Origin of the sequence: Streptomyces sp. NPDC059371 (assembly GCF_042751995.1) — a bacterium.
In the GTDB taxonomy this organism is placed as follows: Bacteria; Actinomycetota; Actinomycetes; order Streptomycetales; family Streptomycetaceae; genus Streptomyces.
In genome coordinates this window covers 53,595-73,814 of record NZ_JBHYXD010000024.1, presented here as the reverse complement: position 1 = coordinate 73,814, position 20,220 = coordinate 53,595, and the positions used below count along the sequence as shown (strand labels likewise).

Sequence of the window (20,220 nt, the reverse complement as noted above, 5' to 3'; positions counted from 1 at the left end):
GTCGGTGCGGGGCTGCCCGGCCCCGCCCCCGCCGCCGGGCCACACAGAGGGGGTGTGCCCGGGGCCGCGGGGGGGGGGGGGGGCGGGCCCCCCCCCCCCCCCCCCCCCCGCGACCAGGGCGGTGACACCCGCGTGCACCGAGATCTGGTTGTCGAGGCGCGGCGCGACGATGAACTCCTCGTCCGCGCCCAGATATCCGGGCCGCTGGATGTCGTGCAGCATGAGGTCCCAGCCGAGGACCTCCGAGGTGTCGGCGCCCGCCTCGTCCGCGACCCGGCCGAGCAGCGCGCCGGGCGCGGAGCCGCCGAGCCCCCACAGCGGGGTCATGTGCCGCTGCCGGTCCAGAGCGAGCCCCTCGTTCACGGTCCGGTCGAGGTGGATGGCGAGCTGCGGCACCCGCAGCAGCGGCTTGTCGACGCGGACCAGCCGCGTCGAGCCGTCACGCAGGACCAGCCGCCCCGAGACGCCGAGGTCCCGGTCGAGCCAGGTGTTGAGCGGCACCGCGCCGTAGATCTCCACGGCGATCTGCCGCCACCCCGCCGAGCCGGTGTCCGGCATGGGCTTCACCCGCAGGTTCGGTGAGTCGGTGTGGGTGCCGACGATCCGGAACGGGGTGCCGGCGGGGGCGCCCGGCGGGACGTACCAGGCGACGAGTGCTCCCCCGCGTACGACATAGCGGCCTCCCTCGGCACCGGCCGTCCACTCGTCCCGCTCCCGCACCTCCGCGAAACCCGCCTTCTCCAGGCGCTGCGCCGCGCTCGCCACCACGTGGTACGGCGAGGGGCTGGCTCTGACGAATCCGAGCAGGTCGTCGTTGTGTCCGCGGTCGTGCGGGTCATGCGTGGGGGACATGATGGCCTTTCGGGTGCCGTCGAGGGGGTGGGGGTGGGGGGCGTCGGACCGGCCGGTGGGGCGCACGGGCCGGCTGGGGCGGCGGTCCTCCCCGGGGGCGGCCTGGGAGGCGGGGGCATGACACATCCCCGGCCGGCTCCGGGCCTCGGCTCCGGCGACACCACCGGCGTCACCGGCGCGGACGTGAGCCGGGGCGGCATCGCCCCGCGGCTTACGTGTCCGCGACCCGGATCAGGCAACGCAACGCCCTTCTTCCCTCGACTCGGGCCCGTGGCGCACAGGCCCCTCGGCACACGTGCCCGGATATCCTCCCCGCGGAAAGCGGCCGGGATGCCTCGTGCCGCCACCGTTCACAAGACACCGCCGGGCGCCACCGGCCCTCACGGACCGTCCGGGACGAACGCCCCATGCCCCCGGGCCGTCCGGGACGACGGTCACCCCTCCCCCGGACCACCCGGAACGAAGGTCACCGGCCCGGACCTGTACGAGTACCGGGCCCGGGACGAGGCCCGCTCGTGTGCCGCTGGAGCGCCCACCCCCGAGCCGTCCCGGCGGCTATCGCGTCAGCAGTTCCTCCCGGCCGTGCGCCCGGTACCGGGTCACCAGCCCGTCCACGTCCGCCGCCGTGAGTCTCCGGTACGCCGGTTCGCCCGGCGGCCGCCACCACACCGGGTCGGCACAGCGGAAGCCCTCGCGCCGCAGGGCCACCCGGTGGATCTTGTTGGTCGCGGTGACGGGCATCCGCTCCACGATCCGCAGGAACCGGGGTGCCATCTTCGTGCCCAGATCCGGCTGGGCCAGCAGGAACGCGGCGAAGGGCGAGGGACCGAAGCGGGCGCCCTCCTTCAGGGCCAGGGTCGCCATCACCTGGTCGCCCGCCACCGGATCCGGTACGGCGTAGACCGCGACGGCGGCGGCGTCCTCGTACCGCGCGAGGATGTTCTCGATCATCGCGGCGGCGAGGTTCTCGCTGTCGACGCGCAGCCGGTCGTCGGCGCGTCCGGCGAAGTAGAGGAAGCCGTCGGCGTCGCGGTAGAAGAGGTCACCGGTCCAGTACCAGCCCTCTCCCGCCCCGCCGTTCCCCTCCCCCGCCTTCCCTTCCCCGCCGTTCCCCTCCCCCGGCCCGGGCGACGCTCCCCGGCGCCGGGCCGCCTCGGCCTCGGGATTGCGCCAGTACCCCTCGAAGAGACTGGCGCCCCGGTTCACCAACTCTCCTATCGCGTCGCCTCCGTTGAGCAGACGCCCGTTCTCGGCGAAGACGGCGGGCGGGCACTCGCGCCGGCTGTCCGGGTCGATCACCGCGAGGTCGTCCGCGGGCGCCGCCCGGCCGATCGCCCCGGCCGGGGTGCCGGGCGTGCGCTGGACGGCGGCACCGCCCTCGGAGGACCCGTAGCCCTCGACGAGCCGCGCTCCGAAGCGCTTCTCGAAGGCGGCCGCGTCGACCGCCCCGGCCTCCGTCCCGAATCCCAGGCGCAGCGGGTTGTCGCGGTCGTCGGGGCGGGCGGGCGTGGCCAGCAGGTACTGCACGGCACGGCCGACATAGGTGAAGTACGTGGCCCCACAGGCCCGTACGTCGGGCAGGAACCCGGAGGCCGAGAAGCGGCGCCGCAGCGCGATCCCCGCACCGGCCGCCAGCGCGGGCGCCCAGTCGGCGATCACGGCGTTGCCGTGGAACATCGGCATGCAGATGTAGTGGATGTCGTCCGCGCGCACCCCGAAGTGGCCGGCCAGCGAGCGACCGGCCGCCGCGATCCTGCCCTGGGTGCAGATCGCGGCCTTGGGCGCGCCGGTCGAACCGGACGTGAAGAGCAGCAGGAAGCGGCTGTCCGGGCTCGCCGCGCCCGCGTCCGGCTGCGCGCCCTCGTACGGCTTCAGGAGCTCGGCGTAGGCGTCCGTGCCGGTCACCAGGACCCGCACGCCCGGGAGTTCGAGTCCGTCGAGGAGCGGCAGGTGGGCCGTCTCGGTGACCAGGACACGGCACTCGGTGTGCAGGATGTCCCGGGCCAGTTCGGGTCCGCGCCGGGTCGGGTTGATCCCCGCGACGGCGGCACCGGCGAGAGCGGCCGCCCCCAGCCACAGGGGGTATTCGGGGGTGTTGTCGAGCAGCACCCCCACATGCGGCTCCGCGCCGGACGGCAGCAGTTCGGTGAGCAGTGCCGCGCGGGCCGCCGCTCCCGCCGCGACCCGGTGATGGCTGACGACCCGGCCCTCGAACCACAGTCCCGGCCGGTGGTCACCCCACCGCTCCCGCACGAGCTCCCCGATGGTGCGCCTGCTGGATTCCATGGCGCCGTACGATAATTGACGATCCATCAGATGAGGAGAGGCACGCGGTGCGATCCCGCCCCGCCCCCGCCGCGGCAGGCGCTCCGGCGGGCGCCGCCGCCGGTCCTACATCCCGCCGAGGAACTCGTCGATGCCCGAGACCGTCTCGTGATAGGTGATCATGAAGCCGACGCAGAAGCTGACGATCAGGCCGAAGAACACCAGCAGGCCGAGGGTGCCCGCGGCCGCCCTGGCCTGGCTCGGCGGCTGCGCCGTGGCCTTCTCGGGGTGCGAGGCGGTGTAGTACACGGGGACGATGTCACCCTCGATGACCGTCGCGCGGCCGCGGGCCTCCTCGAAGCGGACCGCCCGGCCCTCGCGCGTCGTGAACTCGTAGACGTGGTGCAGGGTCGTGGTGACGGAGGTGTCGTTGCCGCCCCCGCTCACCGTCGTGTACGAGCGCAGACAGCGTGCCTCCGCCGTCAGTCCGCTCGTCCAGGCGCTGCGCAGCTCCAGCGAGCGGCGCACGATTCTGGCCGCCGCGATCAGCACCACGGCGATGATCAGGCTGGGTATGACGTAAAAGATCGCACTCATGACGGTCCCCCGGTGGTCGATGTCGTTCCCCGCACGCCGGCTTGGTCGAGTCGGCGTGCGGGGAACATACCCGCACCGGTGGCACCCGCGCCTCAAGGGAGGCTCAGAACTCGGGCCGCCGGGGCCCCGGTCGTCAGAACGTGACGTCCGCGCAGGAGTAGAACGCGTTCGTCGTGTCGGCGACCGTCCACACCCCGAGGACGACGTGGTGTCCGGTCCTGCCGCCGGGCAGCGTGCCGGTGTGCGTGAGCGTGGACGGGGGACGCTGTCCGTTGTAGGGGACCGTCAGGAACGGGGTGGTCTCCAGGTCCGCGCGGGTCAGCGCGTGGTTCTGGTTCCAGCCGGTCTTGGTGATGAAGTACTTGAAGTCGGTGGTCGCGTGCATCGCGGTGAACTGCCAGCGGAACGTGTAGGTCTGGCCCGCGGTGACCTTGGTCGTCGGCCAGGCCGTGCCCGCGGGGGTCTTGGGCTGGTCGAGCTGGCCGAAGTTGGTGTGGTTCGCGGAGCAGATCCGGCCGTCGGCCGGGCCCGCCGCCGGGAAGCCCTTGAGGCCCTCGACGCTCTGCGGCTCCCATTGGATGTCACCGCAGTTGGCCACGACGCCGCCGTTCGCGGCGCACATCTTCTGCCTGCTGAGGGGCTGGTCGGTGTAGCCGTGGGCGCTGGCTCCGCCGGTGGAGAGCACGAAGGTGCCCGCCGTCGCGAGGCCGAGCGCCGCCGCGTACATCTTGGCCTTCCGGCCGGTGCGGGGCCGGCCGGCGCGGAGGTGGTTCGTCCGTGTGCGCATGCTGCCGCTCCTGGAGGACGTGGGGGATGTTCCCGTGAGCTGTGCGCGCGATTTTCAGGTCTAGACCAAGTGTCAGATTATTGCGGGTAGTTGAACATGTCCATACCAATAGCGAACCTGTCCGCCCCTCCCGGCCGCCTACGGGGAGACCTCCCCGCGCCCCGTGCAGAACGCCACCGTCAAGTCCTTCACCAACGCCTTGCGTTCGTAGTCGTCCAGTTCGACCAGCCCGCGCAGGGTGAGCCGGGTCACCGTGTCCTCGACCGAGTCGACGACCGAGCCCAGCACGCTGTCGCGATGCTGGGCGTCCAGGGCCGCGATCCGGCGGCGCTGCATCACCGCGGCGATCTCCGGCGCGTACTCGATCCGGGTCGGCTGCGCGGAGAACACCTCCAGACCGACGGGAGCCGTGTCCGCGGCCACCATCCGGGTCAGCGCCTCGCCGACCGCGTCCGTGTTGCGCAGGGTCAGATCCCTGATCACGGCGGGCGGCAGCTCGGCCGGAAGCTGCGAGAGCACCCGCGACAGGGCCGCCTCCACACATTCGCGCAGATACGTCCGGTGGTCGTCGACCGCGAGCATGGCCCGCGCGGTGTCCTTGACACGCCACACGACGAGCACGACGACCCGCAGCTCGACCCCGTTCGCGTCGACCACGGACATCGGCTCGCTGCGCCAGTGCCGCAGCCGTACGTCGACCCGGCGGCGCAGCACCAGCGGGTTGACCCACATCAGACCCGTGCGCCGGACCGTGCCGCGATAGCGCCCGAACAGACCGAGCACCCAGGCCCGCCCGGTCCGGCCGCGGGCGAGACCGCCGAAGCCGAACAGAGCGACCGCGCCCGCACCGGCGTACGCGGCCCACTGCGCGGGCCCGAGTCCGGTGGCCGCGTGCCCGTGGAGCTCCAGCGCCGCCAGCACGGAGGGCGGCAGGAGACCCGCCCACCAGGTGGTGAGGGCACATCCGGCCACACCACAGGCCCCGGCCAGCACACCCGCCGCGCCGGGCAGCACCCGTGCGGGCCGCTCCACCAGCTCGGGGTCGGCCTCCGGCACCGGGCGCGGCGGGGGGCCGGGCGCGGGCCGCCGGATCCTCGGCTGCTCCCCGGTGCCGCGCCGGCGGCCCACGACGGCGGGCGCGAGCGGCACGGACACCGGGTCGGGGTCGTCGCGGAAGAGCAGGTGGACGGGGATCTCGGTGGTGACCTCGTTGTGGATGAGCCGGGCGGGCCGGTGACCACCGCCGCCCTCGGCCGCGCTCTCGGACCGGTGACCGCCACCCCCCGCCGCCGAGTCGGACCGCTCACCGCCACCACCTCCGGCCGCCAAGTCGGACCGCTCACCGTCACCGCCCACAGCCGCCATGCCGGACCGGTCACCACCACCCCCGGCCGCCGTGCCGGACCGGTCACCGCCACCCACAACCGCCGTGCCGGACCGGCCACCGCCACCCACAACCGCCGTCTCGGACCGGTCGCCGCCACCACCGACAACCGCCGTGTCGGAGCGGTCACCACCACCCACAACCGCCGTCTCGGCGCGGCCACCGCCATCACCCACAGCCGCCGTGCCGGACCGGTCATCGTCGCCACCCCCGGCCGCCGTGTCGGGCCGGGGTTCCGCCGGAGCCGCCCCCTCTGACTCCGGGGTGTCTGACGTCGTCGTACTCATAGCTGCCTCCATGCCTCCGCGCCTGGAAGTGTGTTCACGAGCCGTGGGGAACCCGGCCGCTCAGGAGAAGAGCCGTCGCCAGGTCTCCGGTCCCGGATAGCCGTCCGCCGCCCCACCGCGCCAGCCCTGGGCCCGCTGGAACGCCTCGACGTTGCGCCGGTCCGCCTCGCCCCAGCGCGGCCCGGGGCCGGACGTGTAGTACGTGCCGAAACCCTTCTTGACGAGCTGCTTTCCCAGCGCGGTCACCTGGGCGTCGTTCGCCCCGGGCCGGAACACCGCGCGTCCCGGATAGCCGGGCACGGTGCCCGTGGAACCCGGTCCGGCCGTCACGGCGGGAATGTTCCTGCCCTGCCTGCCGACCAGGTACGACCAGGTCCTCGGCCCCGGCAGCCCGTCCGCGTCGGCTCCCTTCCAGCCCTGCGCCCGCTGGAACGCCTGCGTGGCCCGCCGGTCGGCGGCCGACCAGCGCGGCCCCGGTCCCTTCGTGTAGAAGCGGCGCCCGCCCCGGTCCACCAGGAGCCGGCCGAGCTGGGTGACGTACGCGTTGTCCGCGCCGGTCCCGAAGTACGCGGCCCCCGGATAGCGGGTCGACGTGGACGGCGGCGGACCGCCCGCGCCCTCCGTGATCCCCCGGTAGCGGTAGGGCACGTAGTGGTCCGAGTTCGTCCAGTACGCGTACGGGGTGGACTGCTTCCTGGCGTGCGGCGGGGCCTGCTCGTAGGCGACGTACTGCGTGTGCGTGTAGTCCGTCCAGCCGCCGAAGACGACGACGTGCGAGCCCTGCTCGGGGTTGTCCGGGTTGTGGAAGAGCAGGATGTCGCCCGGCTGGAGCCGGTCCCGGGTGATCCGCACCCCGAAGCTGCCGAGACTGCCGGTCCATTCGTTGCCCGCCAGGTTCCAGGCCATCGACACGAAGCCGGAGCAGTCCTGCCGGTATCCGTCCCGCCAGTAGTCGTCCATGCTGTACGGCACCTGCGCGTCGATCCAGGTCCTGGCCCGGCTGATGATCGCGGCCCGCGTGGTGGTGGGCCCCCGGACCGCCTTGCCCGGCCTGACGGGCAGCGCGGGTTTCCCCGCCGGGCCGTGCAGCGGCGCCCGGTGCCCCTGCGGGGTCTCTTCGTGCCCGTCGGACGGGGGATGACCGGGCCGGGCGGGTGCGTGCACGGCGGCGACCGCCGGCACCGCGCCGAGGACGGCTCCCGCGGAGACGGCCAGCGCGAGCGCCATGGGGGTCCGCGCCACCCCCACGAGGCCGAGGACATGGGCGCGGGCCGCCGGATGGCCCAGCGGGCCGGACGGCCCGAGCCGCGAGGAAGGGGGCAGCACGCGCCGCCAGTGAACACATCCGGGGCAATCGCAGTCACTCGCGGGATCGACTTCCTCGAACACCGGAGTCTTCATGTGGCGCCCCTCGCGATCCAGATTGAAATGTCCGCAATTCTGCACGTTCGTCAGTTTCTCAACTGGTATCCGGAGCCGCACGCTGACGGTCCGAATGATGTACGGGAACGCCCCGACCTGCCCCGCGGCCGCACACCCGGTCGGGAGCACCCTCGAGGGTCGGGTAGAGTTTTCCCGTCAGCAGGCGCCGCTAGCTCAGTTGGTTAGAGCAGCTGACTCTTAATCAGCGGGTCCGGGGTTCGAGTCCCTGGCGGCGCACCGACCGGAGGGCCTCCTCGTGATGAACGAGGGGGCCCTTCGTCATGCCCGGAAGTCGTCCGCCGGGGTGCTCGCCGGAGCTGTTCGCCAAAGCCGCTCGCCGGAGCCGTCCCCGTTTCGGACTTGGCGTCAAACAGTCTATGAACGGTGGCGCTCATCCGTTCTAGGGTGGCCTCAGGTGGGCCCGGCATCAGGTCGGTCGCTCCGGCCCGACCGCGTCACTCCGGTGGGCGGGCCCCGGACCTCCCGTGCCGACGCCGGGCTACTCCCGCAGCCCGTGCGCGTGCGGTCGAGGACCAGCCCGGTCGGCGGCTTCGGGTGGGGGAACCGGCCGTCGACCGGGCCCGGTACCGTCGCGGCCCCGGTACCGCCGGGCACCAGCCGCCTCGCCCCCGGCCCCGCCCGGCACCCTCCGGCCTCCGCCCGGCGCCCTACAACCCGCTCCCCGTGAGATACGCCGAGACGACCACGTTCGCCGTGTAGCTGCCGTCGGCGCGGTCGAAGGTCCCGCCGCAGGTGATCAGCCGCAGCTCGGCCCGCCCCGCCTCCCGTACCCCGTAAGCCTGCCGGGCGTCGAAGTGGTCGCGCGGCAGCACCTGGACGTCGTCCACGGTGAACTCGGCGACCGTCCCGTCGTCGCGCGTGACCCGGACGGTGTCGCCGGGCTTGACGGTGCTGAGCCGGTAGAAGACCGCGGACCGGGTCTCGGTGTCGACGTGGCCGACCATGATCGCCGTACCCGCGGCGCCCGGCCTCGCCCCCGCCGCGTACCAGCCGACGACACCCGGCTGGTCGAACGGCGGCGGGTCGATGGCGCCCCGGCCGTCCAGCCCCCGGGCCACGACGGGGGCCTGCACCCCCATCGAGGGAATGTCGACGCGCTGCGGCCGGGCGCTGCCGAGGGGCTTGAGCGCGGGAGGCAGCCGCACCTCCGGCGGCCGGCCGACGGCCGCGATGTCCCCCGTCGTCGGTGCCGAGATCCCCAGCCGTACGTCCGTTACCTCGCGGCCCCACAGCCACAGCCCGAGCAGCAGGACCAGCCAGGCCACACCGGTCAGCAGACGTCCGGTGCCGGAGGAACGCTCCCGTTCGGCCATGTCAGTCGCGGCCGTCGTCGCCCCGGCGCGCGCTGCGGATCGCCACGGCGATCGCGGCCACGCTCGCGAGGACCAGGCCGACCACGGCCTGCCGGGTGCCGGGTCCGGCCGCGTGGGCGTCGTCGTGCGCCGCGGCGAGCCGGGCGGTTCCGCCGCCGCCCGCGTTCACGGGCGCGACCGGCGAGGCGTGCGGGACGACGCTCGGGGAGGAGTCGGGTGCCGGGACGGTGAGGGTGCCCTTGACCCGGTCACGGTGGCCGTCGCAGTCGACCTGGATGCCGTAGCTGCCGGGGCGCAGTGCGGTACGGACGCGGGTGTCACCGACGAGTCCGCCGCCGCCCCCGCCGGTCAGGCGGGCGTCCGAGACGAACGCGTCCGACACCGCGGTGCCCGTGCGCCCCGCGCAGCCCATGGCCCGCAGCCGGATGTCGCTGCCGGCGGCCGGGGACGCCGGGTTCACGGACACACCGGCCGGTCCCGTGTCGGCCGCGTACGCGGCGGGAGCGAACCCGGCCGCGACCACCGCCCCGGCACAGAGAGTGAGACGCATTGAGCGCATCGTGAAACCTCCAGACAACTGGAGACTCCCCCTCCGGGGGGGGGGGGGGCGCGGGCAGGCGGGGGCGGGGCGCGCCCGGGGAGGGGAGTGGGGGCGGGGGCGGGGGGGGGGGGGGGAGCGCTCCCCCGACCCTCCTCACCCCCACCGCCCCCCACACCCCCCGCCCCCCCGCCCCCCGCCCGCGCCGCCCCCCCCCCCCGCCCCCCCCCCCCCCCGCTGCTCCGTACGGGTCTGTGCGCGCCGCCGGGGGTTTGGAACCGGCCCGACGCGCTCCGGAGGTCGGATCGCTCGCTCAGACGCGGTCGACGAGGTCCGCGATCGAGTCGACGATCTTCGACGGCCGGTACGGATAGCGCTCGATCTCCTCCGGCGTGGTCAGCCCGGTCAGCACGAGGAAGGTCTGCATCCCCGCCTCCAGACCGGCCAGCACGTCGGTGTCCATCCGGTCGCCGATCATCGCGCTGGACTCGGAGTGCGCGCCGATGGCGTTCAGGCCGGTCCGCATCATCAGCGGGTTGGGCTTGCCCGCGAAGTACGGCTGCTTGCCGGTGGCCTTGGTGATCAGCGCGGCGACCGCTCCGGTGGCCGGCAGCGGGCCCTCGGTGGACGGGCCGGTCTCGTCCGGGTTGGTCGCGATGAACCGGGCGCCGCCCTTGATCAGCCGGACCGCCTTGGTCATGGCCTCGAAGGAGTACGTACGGGTCTCGCCGAGGACCACGTAGTCCGGTTCGTGGTCGGTCAGGACGTACCCGATGTCGTGCAGCGCGGTGGTCAGACCCGCCTCGCCGATGACGTACGCCGTGCCGCCGGGCCGCTGGTCGTCCAGGAACTTCGCGGTGGCGAGAGCGGAGGTCCAGATGTTCTCGACCGGCACGTCCAGGCCCATGCGGTTGAGCCTGGCGTGCAGGTCGCGCGCGGTGTAGATGGAGTTGTTCGTCAGGACCAGGAAGGGCTTCCCGGACTCCCGCAGCTTCTTGATGAAGGCGTCGGCGCCGGGGATGGGCACACCTTCGTGGATGAGGACACCGTCCATGTCGGTGAGCCACGAATCGATCGGCTTGCGCTCTGACATGTGCTGGGTCTCCTGCCGTCCTGGCGTACGTACGCACTCGATCCGCGGGCGCCGGAACGACACTGTGCCGACGCCCTCAGCCTAGTCAGGGCATTGCGGTGCCGTTCCGGTCAGGCGGGCTTCTCCGACACTCCGTCGATCACCCAGTACCAGTTGTTGCCGCCGGTGTACCGGAACCGCACGCGCGCGGTCGTCGCACCCGCCGGGACCTGGAGGGTCAGCCTCTCCACGCGGGAGGACGTGTCGGCGGTGTACGTCTTCACACCGACCGGCGCGGCACCGTCGTAGGAGACGAGCACCTCGCCCTTCTGCGGGGACTCCTGCCGGTAGTAGGTGGTGTACGTGAGGGTGGCGGCGGCGCCCCCGGTGACCGGGTACGCGGGACTGACGAGCGTGGAGTCGAAGGTGCCCGAGAACGTCTTGTCCTGCCACTCGTCGCCGTCGGCCACGGCGAACACGTTGCGCGCGCGGACGTTGCTCTCGCGGTTCTGGTCGGCCTGCGCCTTCGTCCAGAACTCGTCCGTGGTGAAGGACCAGCCGCGCCACTCGGTGACGCCTCCCGTGCCCATCGCGGAGTTGTCGACCGACCAGCCGCTCGGCGGGGTGTGCGTGAAGCCGAGCACCGAGGCGCCGATGCCGGTCTCGTCGACGCGGGTGGCGAGCTGCGGGCGCAGCGTGTCGAAGTCGTCCGGGACGGGGTGCTGCACGGGCCGTCCGTCGAGGCCCCAGGCCGGGTCGATCGCGACGCCGAGGTGGGCGAGGGCGGAGGCGGCGATGTCGGGCATCTTGACGTCGTGACGCACCGAACCGGCGGCCAGGGCCGGGCCGGTCGCGATCATGAAGGTCTGCCGTTCGGGCGTGCTGGAGCCGCCGTGGCCGCCCGCGTCGGTGTGCCCGTGGTCGGCGGTGATCATGATCAGCCAGTCCTCGGAGGCGTACGTGGCACGGGCCTTGACCGCGGCGACCATCTGACCGACCTGGGTGTCGACGCCGTGGATGGCGTCCAGGTACTGCCGGGCGGCGGCGCCGTAGCTGTGGCCCGCGTGGTCGACGTTGTCGAGCTGGACGAACACCGCGTCCGGGTCGGCGTCGCGCAACTGGGCCACGGCGCGCGAGGTGGTGCCGGTGTCGTACTCGGCGCCCGGGGTGGACACGCGGGTGTCGACCTTGGGGGAGAAGACCGTGTCCGTCAGGGGCGCCCAGGACGAGACGGCGTACGTCGACAGGGACGGCCGGGCGGTCTCGATCCGGGTGAGGAAGTCCGGGTACTGCGCGAACTTCTGGCCGGTGAAGGTGTTGTCCTTGACGTTGTGCTTGTCGGGCCAGACGCCGGTGATGATCGTGGACCAGCCGGGGCCGGAGAGGGTGGGCGCGAAGGGGTTGGCGTAGATGCTGCTGGGCGCGGTGAGGCCGGCGGCCATGAGGGCGTCGAGGTTGGGGGCGTCGGCGTCCTTGACGCGGTCCAGCAGGGTGCCGTCGAGGCCGATGACGAGGACCTTGGGGGTCCTGGCGGCGGCTCGGGCGACGGAGGCGAGGGGGCCGGCGGCGAGGGCGAGACCGGCCGCGGAGGCGAGCAGGGAGCGACGGGACATGCGTGACGACACGTGATCCTCCGGAAGGGGGACGAGGGTGTGGAGCACGGATGGACAGCGAGGGTGGCGCGGTGGGGCGTGGCGATGCCCCTGGTGGTTCCAGGAGTCTCGCGGGGCCGGTGGGTCCGGCCGACGGCCTTTCGACCGAAGGCGGTCCGGCCTAAGGCGGTCCGGCCGACGGCGTTTCGGCTGAAGGCAGTTCGGCCCGGGGCCCTCGCCGAGGGCGGTTCGGCCGACGGCCTTCGGCCGAAGGCGGTTCGGTCGGTGGTGGATCAGCTCCCCGTGGCGGACTTCCAGTCCTCGACGTACGTGGTCAGGTTCTTGTCGATGTCTGACCAGTCCGGCTGGAAGACCTCGACGCCGTCCATGACCTTGGTGAGCGCGATGGCGTTGGCGTCGGTGGCCTTGACGTCCTTGCGTGCGGAGAAGCCGCCGCCGATCTCGCTGACCTGCCGCTGCGCGGTGGCGGACAGCATGAAGTCGAGGAGCTTCTCGCCGTTCTCGGAGTGCGGCGCCTTGGTGACGAGGCCCGCGGCGTACGGAAGCGCGAAGGTGGTCGGCTTCCCGGCCGCGTCGGCGGCCTTGTCGGTGGCCCGCGGGAACCAGATGCCCAGGTTCGGCATGTCCTTGGACTGCGCGTAGTTCATCTGGACGTCTCCGTTGGCGACCAGCAGTTCGCCCTTGTCGACCTTGGGGACGAGTTTGCCGGTGGACGCGGACGGGCCGACGTTGTTGGCCTGGAGCTTCTTCAGGTAGGCGAGCGCCGCGTCCTTGCCGCCGAAGTCGTGGATCGCCTTGATGAGCACGGCGGTTCCGTCTCCGGCGACGCCCGGGGTGGAGTACTGGAGCTTGTTCTCGTACGTCCCGTCCAGCAGCTCGTTCCAGGTGGTGGGCGCCTGCTTCAGCTCCTTCTTGTCGTAGACGAACCCGAAGTAGTTGTTGACGATTGAGGTCCAGGTCGCGTCGGCGGCCTTGTCGGCCCCGTCGACCTGCTCGGAGCCCTTGGGCGCGTACTTCTGGAGCAGCCCCTTTCCGTCGGCCTGCTGGATGAACGGCGGGAGCGTGACCAGGACGTCGGCCTGCGGGTTCGTCTTCTCGCGGACGGCCCGCTGGACCATCTCGCCCGAGCCTCCCTCGACGTATTCGACCTTGATCCCGGTCTGCTTCTCGAAGTCCTTGAAGAGTCTGTCGTACCAGCCGTCCCCGTTCTCGCCCTTGAGGCCGTCCGCGCTGTACACGGTGACGACCTTGACGTCGGAGGCCGCGGAGTCCCCGCCGCAGGCGGTGAGGGAGCCGGCGAGGGCGAGGGCGCCGATGACGGCGGCGATCGGAGCGAGGTGCCGGGAGTGCGCGTGTGCGGGCATGGCGAGATGAACTCCTTGCGGTGTCAGGGCTTTTGAGGGTGGGACGGACGGGTGGGCGGATCAGCGGTAGGAGGCCCTGGTGCGGATCCGGGAGACGGCGGACAGGACGAGCACCGTCGCCGTCATGAGGACCACGGCGAGCGCGGACCCGGTGAAGAGGGCGCCGCGGTCGGTGGCCGCGTAGATCCGGACGGGGAGCGGGGTCCAGTCGGGCGGGTAGAGCATCATGGTGGCGCTCAACTCGCCCATGGACAGGGCGAAGCAGAGGCCCGCGGCGGCGGTCAGCGAGGGCAGCAGCAGGGGCAGCCGCACCCGCCACAGCACGGTCGAGGGCCGGGCGCCGAGCGAGGCGGCGGCCTGTTCGTAGGCCGGGTCGAGACGGACGACGGCCGCCGACACCGACTGATGGGCGAACGCCGTGACGAGGACGGCGTGCGCGAGGAAGACGATCCACCGGGTGCCGTTGAGCAGCATCGGCGGCTGGGAGAAGGCGACCAGGACCGCGAGCCCGACGACGACGGAGGGCACCGCGACCGGCAGCATGAACAGCGTGTCGAGGACACGCCTGCCGCGCCGTCCCAGGGCGTGCCCGGCGAGCGCCGCCCAGGTGCCGACGAGCAGAGCGAGCGCACTCGCGGTGACCGCGGTGACCAGGCTGGTGGTGAGGGCGTGGAGGGACTCGCCCCGGGTGGCGGCCGCGTAGTGCCCGGCGGTGAGGCCGGACGGGAGCGCGCCGGACCAGTTGGTGGCGAAGGACGCGGCGAGGACGACGAGCAGCGGCAGGGCGAACAGGGGCAGGAAGAGGACGAGGAAGAGGGCCCAGACGGCCCACTTGCCCTTGCGGCTATGCACCAGCACGGCGGCTCACCACCCGGTAGAGACCGTAGAGCCCCACGGAGATCAGGACGTTGACGACGGCGACGACACAGGCTCCGGGATAGTCCGACTCCAGGATCGCCTTGCTGTAGACGAGCATCGGCAGGGTCGTGACCCCCTTCGCCCCGGTGAACAGGACGATCCCGAACTCGTTCAGGCAGAGCACGAGGACGAGGCTGCCGCCGGCCGCGAGCGCGGGCAGCGCCTCGGGAAGGATCACCTGGCGCACGATCCGCGCGGGCCGCGCCCCGAGCGAGGACGCCACCTCTAGCTGCCGGGTGTCGATCCCCGAGAAGGCGGCGAGCAGGGGCCGCATCACGAACGGGGTGAAGTAGGTGACCTCGGCGAGGAGTACCCCCCATGGTGTGGTCAGGAACCGGAAGGGGCCCTCGGCGGCCCCGGTGGCGCCGGCCCAGAGCCCGTTGGCGATGCCGGCGGTCCCGTAGACGAACAGCAGGGCGAGCGTGATCAGGAAGGACGGGAAGGACAGGAACACGTCGATGAACCGGGCGACCGCCTTCGCTCCGGGGAACGGCACGAAGGCGATGACCAGGGCGAGCGCGAACCCGAGGACCAGACAGCCGGCCGTGGACCCCACCGCCAGCCATACGGTGGTCCCGAGCGCCTCCCGGAACGCGGTGGAGGCGAACACCTCACCGTAGGCCCGCGCCGAGGTCCCCCCGGTCTCGGGCCGGAACGACTGCTGGACGACGAGGGCGAGCGGGTAGAGGAAGACGAGGCCGAGGACGGCTACGGGCGGGAGGGCCCAGAGCGCGGCGGTGGGCCGACGCCGGGAACCTCCGTTCCCCTTCACCCGCCGTGGGCCGTCGTTCCGCGGGGCGATGAGGGTGTCCCCTGCTGGGACGGAGCCGGGAGCCCGGGGGAGGGCGGGCGCAGCCGACGACGCCGGGTCACCTGTGATCACGGGCTCACCTGACCTACCCATCGGTCACCCCTGCGGCGAGCAGCACGGCGTCCTCCGGTGCGAAGTGCAGGTCGACGAGGTCGCCCGGCGCGGGGGCGGTGCGCAGTTCCCGCAGATCGGCCATCACCCGATGGCCGCCCACGTCGACGTGGAGGCGATGGGTCGCACCGCGCCACTGCACCTCGGCCAGACGCCCGTTGAGGACGTTGGGGCCGGCGCCGAGTCCGACGAGGTGCGGCCGTACGCACAGGGTGGCGCCGGCACCCTCGGCGGCGTCCCCCGTCGGCACCTTCAACTCGGTCCCGGCGAAGGTGACTCCGTCCGCCACCACCCGTACCGGCAGCAGGTTCGCCTCGCCCACGAAAGCCGCGGTGAACCCGGTGCGCGGCGCCCGGTACAGCTCCCGCGGTGTGCCGACGTCCCGCAGCCGCGCCTTGTCCAGGACGGCGATCCGGTCGGCCAGCGTCAGCGCCTCGACCTGGTCGTGGGTGACGTAGAGGATCGACACGTCGGGCAACTCCCGGTGCAAACGGGCGAGTTCGGCGAGCATTCCGGAGCGCAGCCGGGTGTCGAGCGCGGACAGCGGCTCGTCGAGCAGGAGGACCCCCGGCCGGATGGCCAGCGCCCGCGCGATGGCGACGCGCTGCTGCTGCCCGCCGGACAGCTCGCGCGGATGGCGCCGGGCGTACGCGGACATCCCGGTCATCTCCAGTGTCTCGGCCACCCGTTCGCGGATCTCGCCCTTGGACACCCCGCGCGCCCTGAGGCCGAAGGCGACGTTGTCCTCGACCCGCATGTGCGGGAAGAGCGCGTACTGCTGGACGACCATGCCGATCCCCCGCCGGTACGGGGGCAGTCCGGTCACATCGCGGTCGCCGATGAACACGCGCCCGGCGGCGGGCCGCACGAAGCCGGCGACCGCCCGCAGCGCGGTGGTCTTCCCCGAGCCCGACGGTCCGAGCAGGGCCATCACCTCGCCGGGTTCGACGGTCAGGTCGAGGGAGTCGAGAACCGTGGTGCCCTCGTAGGCGACGGAGACCCGGTCGAAGCGGATGCCGCCGCTCATCGTCCGGCTCCGGCGGCGGCATCGGCGAGCAGCGTGGGGAGTTCGGCGACCGAGCCGAGCACGTATCCGGCCCCGGCGGCGCGCAGCGCCTCCTCCCGGTGCGCCCCGGTGAGCACACCGGCGACGACACCCGCCCCGGCGCGTACACCGCTTCGCATGTCGTACGTGGTGTCGCCGACGACGGCGATCTGGTGGACCCCCTCCGCGGCCCCGGTCCGCAGGAAGGCCTCCAGCACCATGTCGGGGTACGGGCGTCCGCGGCCTCCGGCGTCCGCGGGGCACAGCGTGAGCGGCACCAGGTCGCTCCAGCCGAGGGCGTCGAGGATCGCGTCCTGGGTGACACGGGCGAACCCGGTGGTCAGGGCGACGGTCCGGCCGCCGCCATGGAGTTCCTCGATCGCCTCACGGGCCCCGGCGACCGGCGCGATGTGCCCGTCGTCGACGAGTTCCCCGTACGCCTTCTCGAAGGCGGCGTTGGCGCGCCGGGCGAGGGCCTCCGCACCGAACAGATGCCGGAAGACGGAGATCTTGGACTCGCCCATGGTGGCCCGTACGTGGTCGAGCTTCGCCGCGTGGTCGGCGGAACCGGGCTCGACGCCCAGCTCCGCGGCGGCCGCGGCGAAGGCCCGTTCCACGAGGCCGCCGTCGGCGACGGTGGTGCCGGCCATGTCGAGCACCACAAGTCGTATGTCGTTCAACTCGGTCACCATCCCAGCTCGTCGGCGGTGGTCTCAGCGATCGCGGGTGAGCAGGTCATGCCGCGCCCACCGGGCCCGGTGACCAGCCACACCCCGTCCCGCACCTGCTGGCGGTGCACGACCCGGCTCGGGTCGGTGCACTGCGCGTACACCCCGGCCCAGCGGCGCCGGATCCTCGGCAGCGGGCGGCCGAGGAAGGATTCGACGACCTCGGCGAGGTGGTCGTAGGGGTCTTCGAGGGTGTCGAAGGCGAAGGGGTGCTCGTACTCGTGGGTGTCGCCGATGGTGAGCCCGCCGTCCGCGCGCTGCACCATGAGCAACTGCATCCGGTGTTCGGCGGCGGTCGGCGCCTGCGGCTGAACGGCGTCGAGCTCGTCGAGCGCCGCGCTCCGGTACGCGGGGTAGTAGCGGAAGCTGTCCGCGTCGGCGACGGAGGTGGTGAGCGGCTCGCCCAGCGGGTCGGTCTGCATCATCTGGAGTCGCACGCGCCGCACGGGCAGGTCGGGGCCCGCCAGTTCGCGCACGAGACCGCCGAGCCAGGCTCCCGTGCACAGCACGACGGCGTCGCCGGCGTGGATGTCCCCGTGGTCGTCGCGCACGGCGTTCTCGCCGATCACCTCGCGGACCTCGCGGCCGGGCCGGAAGGTGTAGTTCGGTGACTTCAGCAGCGCTTCCCGCAGGGCCAGTTGGGCGGTGCGCGGCTCGACGGCCGCGTCCCGCTCGCAGTACAGGGCCGCTTCGAAGGCGCCGCGCAGCGCGGGATTGACGGCTCGCGCCCGGTCCGCCGTGAGCAGTTCGTAGCCCCGGGCGGCGGCGTCGTCGCGGGCCAGGGCGGCCTCGGCGACGGCGAGTTCGCGCGGGTTGCGCACGGGGGTCAGCGACCCGCACGCCCGGAAGCCGAGGCCGGGGACCTGCGCCCCGATCTCCTCCCACAACCGCCGCGCCCTGAGGGCGGTTTCCAGTTCCTCTCCTCCGGCGCGTCCACTGACCCAGATCTGTCCGAAGTTGCGCAGCGAGGCCCCGCGGGCCTCGGCCTCACGCTCGATCTGGACGACCTCGTGGCCGCGCTCCACCGCATGCCAGGCGTGCAGGGTTCCCACCACGCCGGCTCCGACGACTATCACTCTCACGACGGCAACGCTCCTGGGGACGAGGGAATCGGGAGGGTCCGGCCGGCAACCGAATGATGAACTGCCCATCACGTTTGGGCTAGACCCGTTATCTTCACGTTATAAAAAGAGGCGGGCCGGAGCCCGCCTCACCGGCGAGGATCAGCCACCGAGACGCGCGGTGAAGGAGAACCGGTCCCCCCGGTACAGCGTCCGCACCCGCTCCAGCGGCAGCCCCCGGGTGTCCCGCGAGATCCGGTGGATCAGCAGCATCGGCAGCGCGGGAGGCGTTCCGATGAGCAGCGCCTCGCGCGGAGTGGCCAGTACGGTCTCGATACGCTCGTCGGCGTCGCCGAACGCGACACCGAGACGGTCGTGGAGGTACGCGTAGAACGAGGAGTCGGGGTCGAAGTCGCGGTCGAGGTCCGGGACCCGGCCGACCGCGACATAGGTGCTCTCCAGCCCGACCCGTTCGTCGTCCGCGAGCAGCACCCGCTCCATGTGCCAGACGGGCTCACCGCGCCGCAGCCCCGCCTCGGCGGCGAGTGGTTCCGGACAGGGGAAGCGGTCGAGGGAGACGAGCGTGCGGCCGGGGGTGCGTCCCTGCCGCCGTACGCCCTCGGTGTAGCTCGCCAGCGAGAGCGGCTGCTCCAGCTTGGGACCGGCGACCACCGTGCCGCGGCCCTGCCGGCGCAGCTTCCCTTCGAGCAGCAGCTCACGGAGCGCCTGACGCACCGTCTCGCGGGCGACCTCGTACGTCTCGGAGAGGTCGCGCTCGGTGGGCAGGAGCCCTCCTTCGCCCAGCTCCTCGACGAGCCGGGCGATGTGCGCCTTGACCGCGTAGTACTTGGGGATGCGGCCGTGCTCAGGAATACCGGAGCGGACGGGGGCGCCGGGGTCCTGGTCGTTCGGATAGTCCACGGAAACGATCGTCGCAGACGGCGCTCACCGCACCGCTGCCAGGTGGCGGCGCCGGACACCGCTGCCAGGCGCGCCGGCTTCCAGGCACCGGCGCCGGACACCGTTGCCAGGCACCGGCGCCGGACACCGCTCCGGCCATCAGCGCCGGCGCGGGCGCATCCACCGGGCCAGGGCGAACAGTCCGGCTCCGAGGGCGCCGAGGGCGAGCGCGAGCGCGGCCAGTGCCGGCCGGTTCGGCCTGCCGGGTCCTGTGCTGGCCAGTTCGGCGGCGGACGGCGCCGTCGTACCGGTCCCGGCGGTGGTCCCGCTGCCCGTGCCCGTACGGGCCGCGGCACCGGGGTCCTCACTCGCGCCCAGACTCGCGCCGGTGTCGGCACCGGTGTCACCCGTACCGCCCAGGTCCTCCCCCGTGGCGTCCGGGTCCTCCCCCGTACCGGTCTCCCTGCCCGGCTCCGGCTCCTGGTCCTCGACGGCGCCCTCGATCCGGAAGCGGTAGGCGTTCGACTCCCCCACCCAGTCGCCGTCGTCGTCGTGCTTCTGCACCACGGCCGCGTTCGCGACGACGGCGTTCGGGGCGCTCACGCCGGAGGCCAGGGAGAGCCGCACCTTCACCGTGAGGGTGCGGCCGGGGGCGACGGTGAAGCCGGGGAAGCCGTCGTCGAACGGCCCGACGTTCTCGTCCTCGTCGCTCCGCTCGAAGCGCACCGCGTGGGCCCGCTCCCCCTCGTAGAACTCCAGCCGCGCCTGCTCCGGCCGCAGCGTCCGCTTCTCGTCCACGAGGACGACGACCGGATGGATCGCCCCGCAGGGGTGTGCCGTGGTGTTGGTGAGGTCGATGTACCAGGTCCCGGAGCCGCCGCCCGCCTCGTAGGCGTCGGGGCCGCCGTGGATCCGGGTCTTGATCGGGAAGTCGTGGGTGTCGGACGAGACACAGTCCGGGCGGACGTCCAGCGCCTGCGCCGGGGCAGGCGTGAACGTCACGAACAGCGCGAGAGCGGTCGGGGCGAGGGCGGTCGGAGCGAGCGGATGAGAGGTACGCAGTCGCATGAGGAGCCTTTGGCCGATCGGGAGGGGGCGGGGATCGGGAGGGTCGAATGCGTCGGTTCGGTC

General features: G+C 72.9%; 18 protein-coding genes, 1 tRNA gene and 1 pseudogene. 2 read left to right on the top strand and 18 right to left on the bottom strand.

Annotation, left to right across the window (positions count from 1 at the left end; genetic code table 11):
• From ACFXGX_RS16675 to ACFXGX_RS16655, 5 genes and pseudogenes are all read right to left on the bottom strand, one after another.
• Positions 1 to 852: pseudogene (locus tag ACFXGX_RS16675) on the bottom strand (M18 family aminopeptidase); the annotation flags it as partial.
• A 555-nt stretch (positions 853 to 1,407) separates the two neighbouring features.
• Complete coding sequence (locus tag ACFXGX_RS16670) at positions 1,408 to 3,138, bottom strand: AMP-binding protein (RefSeq protein WP_384790905.1); 1,731 nt, start codon at positions 3,136 to 3,138, stop codon at positions 1,408 to 1,410.
• A gap of 105 nt (positions 3,139 to 3,243) precedes the next feature.
• Positions 3,244 to 3,714 (bottom strand): DUF3592 domain-containing protein, encoded by a 471-nt coding sequence (locus ACFXGX_RS16665; protein ID WP_384790902.1) that lies wholly within the window; start codon positions 3,712 to 3,714, stop codon positions 3,244 to 3,246.
• Between the two features lie 133 nt (positions 3,715 to 3,847).
• Positions 3,848 to 4,501: a lytic polysaccharide monooxygenase gene (locus tag ACFXGX_RS16660; protein WP_384790899.1), complete on the bottom strand. Its 654-nt coding sequence runs from the start codon at positions 4,499 to 4,501 to the stop codon at positions 3,848 to 3,850.
• 138 nt (positions 4,502 to 4,639) lie between these two features.
• Positions 4,640 to 5,830, bottom strand: coding sequence for an SPFH domain-containing protein (locus ACFXGX_RS16655; protein ID WP_384790895.1), 1,191 nt, complete (start codon positions 5,828 to 5,830; stop codon positions 4,640 to 4,642).
• Here ACFXGX_RS16655 and ACFXGX_RS16650 point away from each other — a divergent pair.
• Positions 5,771 to 6,142 (top strand): hypothetical protein, encoded by a 372-nt coding sequence (locus ACFXGX_RS16650; RefSeq protein WP_384790893.1) that lies wholly within the window; start codon positions 5,771 to 5,773, stop codon positions 6,140 to 6,142. The genes ACFXGX_RS16655 and ACFXGX_RS16650 overlap by 60 nt on opposite strands.
• Before the next feature lie 90 nt (positions 6,143 to 6,232).
• On the opposite strand, the gene ACFXGX_RS16645 is transcribed toward ACFXGX_RS16650, so the two are convergent.
• Positions 6,233 to 7,573: a peptidoglycan-binding protein gene (locus ACFXGX_RS16645; RefSeq protein WP_384790890.1), complete on the bottom strand. Its 1,341-nt coding sequence runs from the start codon at positions 7,571 to 7,573 to the stop codon at positions 6,233 to 6,235.
• A 184-nt stretch (positions 7,574 to 7,757) separates the two neighbouring features.
• Here ACFXGX_RS16645 and ACFXGX_RS16640 point away from each other — a divergent pair.
• Positions 7,758 to 7,831 (top strand) — tRNA-Lys (locus ACFXGX_RS16640).
• A gap of 431 nt (positions 7,832 to 8,262) precedes the next feature.
• On the opposite strand, the gene ACFXGX_RS16635 is transcribed toward ACFXGX_RS16640, so the two are convergent.
• From ACFXGX_RS16635 to ACFXGX_RS16580, 12 genes are all read right to left on the bottom strand, one after another.
• Positions 8,263 to 8,928 (bottom strand): class F sortase, encoded by a 666-nt coding sequence (locus tag ACFXGX_RS16635; RefSeq protein WP_384790887.1) that lies wholly within the window; start codon positions 8,926 to 8,928, stop codon positions 8,263 to 8,265.
• A 1-nt stretch (position 8,929) separates the two neighbouring features.
• Positions 8,930 to 9,487 carry a hypothetical protein gene (locus ACFXGX_RS16630; protein ID WP_384790884.1) on the bottom strand — a complete coding sequence of 186 codons (558 nt, stop codon included), beginning with the start codon at positions 9,485 to 9,487 and terminating at the stop codon, positions 8,930 to 8,932.
• Positions 9,488 to 9,779: 292 nt separating this feature from the next.
• On the bottom strand, positions 9,780 to 10,559 hold the full coding sequence (locus tag ACFXGX_RS16625) for an HAD-IIA family hydrolase (protein WP_355771953.1): 780 nt from the start codon (positions 10,557 to 10,559) through the stop codon (positions 9,780 to 9,782).
• Between the two features lie 110 nt (positions 10,560 to 10,669).
• A complete protein-coding gene (locus ACFXGX_RS16620) occupies positions 10,670 to 12,151 on the bottom strand; it encodes an alkaline phosphatase family protein (protein ID WP_384790881.1) in 1,482 nt (493 codons plus the stop codon).
• Positions 12,152 to 12,423: 272 nt separating this feature from the next.
• Positions 12,424 to 13,515 (bottom strand): 2-aminoethylphosphonate ABC transporter substrate-binding protein, encoded by a 1,092-nt coding sequence (locus ACFXGX_RS16615; RefSeq protein ID WP_384790878.1) that lies wholly within the window; start codon positions 13,513 to 13,515, stop codon positions 12,424 to 12,426.
• A 60-nt stretch (positions 13,516 to 13,575) separates the two neighbouring features.
• Positions 13,576 to 14,373 (bottom strand): ABC transporter permease, encoded by a 798-nt coding sequence (locus ACFXGX_RS16610; RefSeq protein ID WP_384790875.1) that lies wholly within the window; start codon positions 14,371 to 14,373, stop codon positions 13,576 to 13,578.
• A complete protein-coding gene (locus ACFXGX_RS16605; RefSeq protein ID WP_384790872.1) occupies positions 14,360 to 15,337 on the bottom strand; it encodes a 2-aminoethylphosphonate ABC transporter permease subunit in 978 nt (325 codons plus the stop codon). The genes ACFXGX_RS16610 and ACFXGX_RS16605 overlap by 14 nt, the downstream gene beginning before the upstream one ends.
• Positions 15,330 to 16,382 (bottom strand): ABC transporter ATP-binding protein, encoded by a 1,053-nt coding sequence (locus ACFXGX_RS16600; protein ID WP_384790869.1) that lies wholly within the window; start codon positions 16,380 to 16,382, stop codon positions 15,330 to 15,332. The genes ACFXGX_RS16605 and ACFXGX_RS16600 overlap by 8 nt, the downstream gene beginning before the upstream one ends.
• Positions 16,379 to 17,092 (bottom strand): HAD family hydrolase, encoded by a 714-nt coding sequence (locus ACFXGX_RS16595; RefSeq protein ID WP_384790866.1) that lies wholly within the window; start codon positions 17,090 to 17,092, stop codon positions 16,379 to 16,381. The genes ACFXGX_RS16600 and ACFXGX_RS16595 overlap by 4 nt, the downstream gene beginning before the upstream one ends.
• Complete coding sequence (locus ACFXGX_RS16590; RefSeq protein ID WP_384790863.1) at positions 17,086 to 18,210, bottom strand: TIGR03364 family FAD-dependent oxidoreductase; 1,125 nt, start codon at positions 18,208 to 18,210, stop codon at positions 17,086 to 17,088. Before ACFXGX_RS16590 ends, ACFXGX_RS16595 begins: the two co-directional genes overlap by 7 nt.
• Positions 18,211 to 18,351: 141 nt before the next feature.
• Complete coding sequence (locus tag ACFXGX_RS16585; protein ID WP_384790860.1) at positions 18,352 to 19,110, bottom strand: GntR family transcriptional regulator; 759 nt, start codon at positions 19,108 to 19,110, stop codon at positions 18,352 to 18,354.
• A 138-nt stretch (positions 19,111 to 19,248) separates the two neighbouring features.
• The gene (locus tag ACFXGX_RS16580) at positions 19,249 to 20,157 is read right to left on the bottom strand and encodes a hypothetical protein (RefSeq protein ID WP_384790856.1); all 909 of its coding nucleotides are present in this window, start codon (positions 20,155 to 20,157) and stop codon (positions 19,249 to 19,251) included.
• Between the last annotated feature and the right edge of the window lie 63 nt (positions 20,158 to 20,220).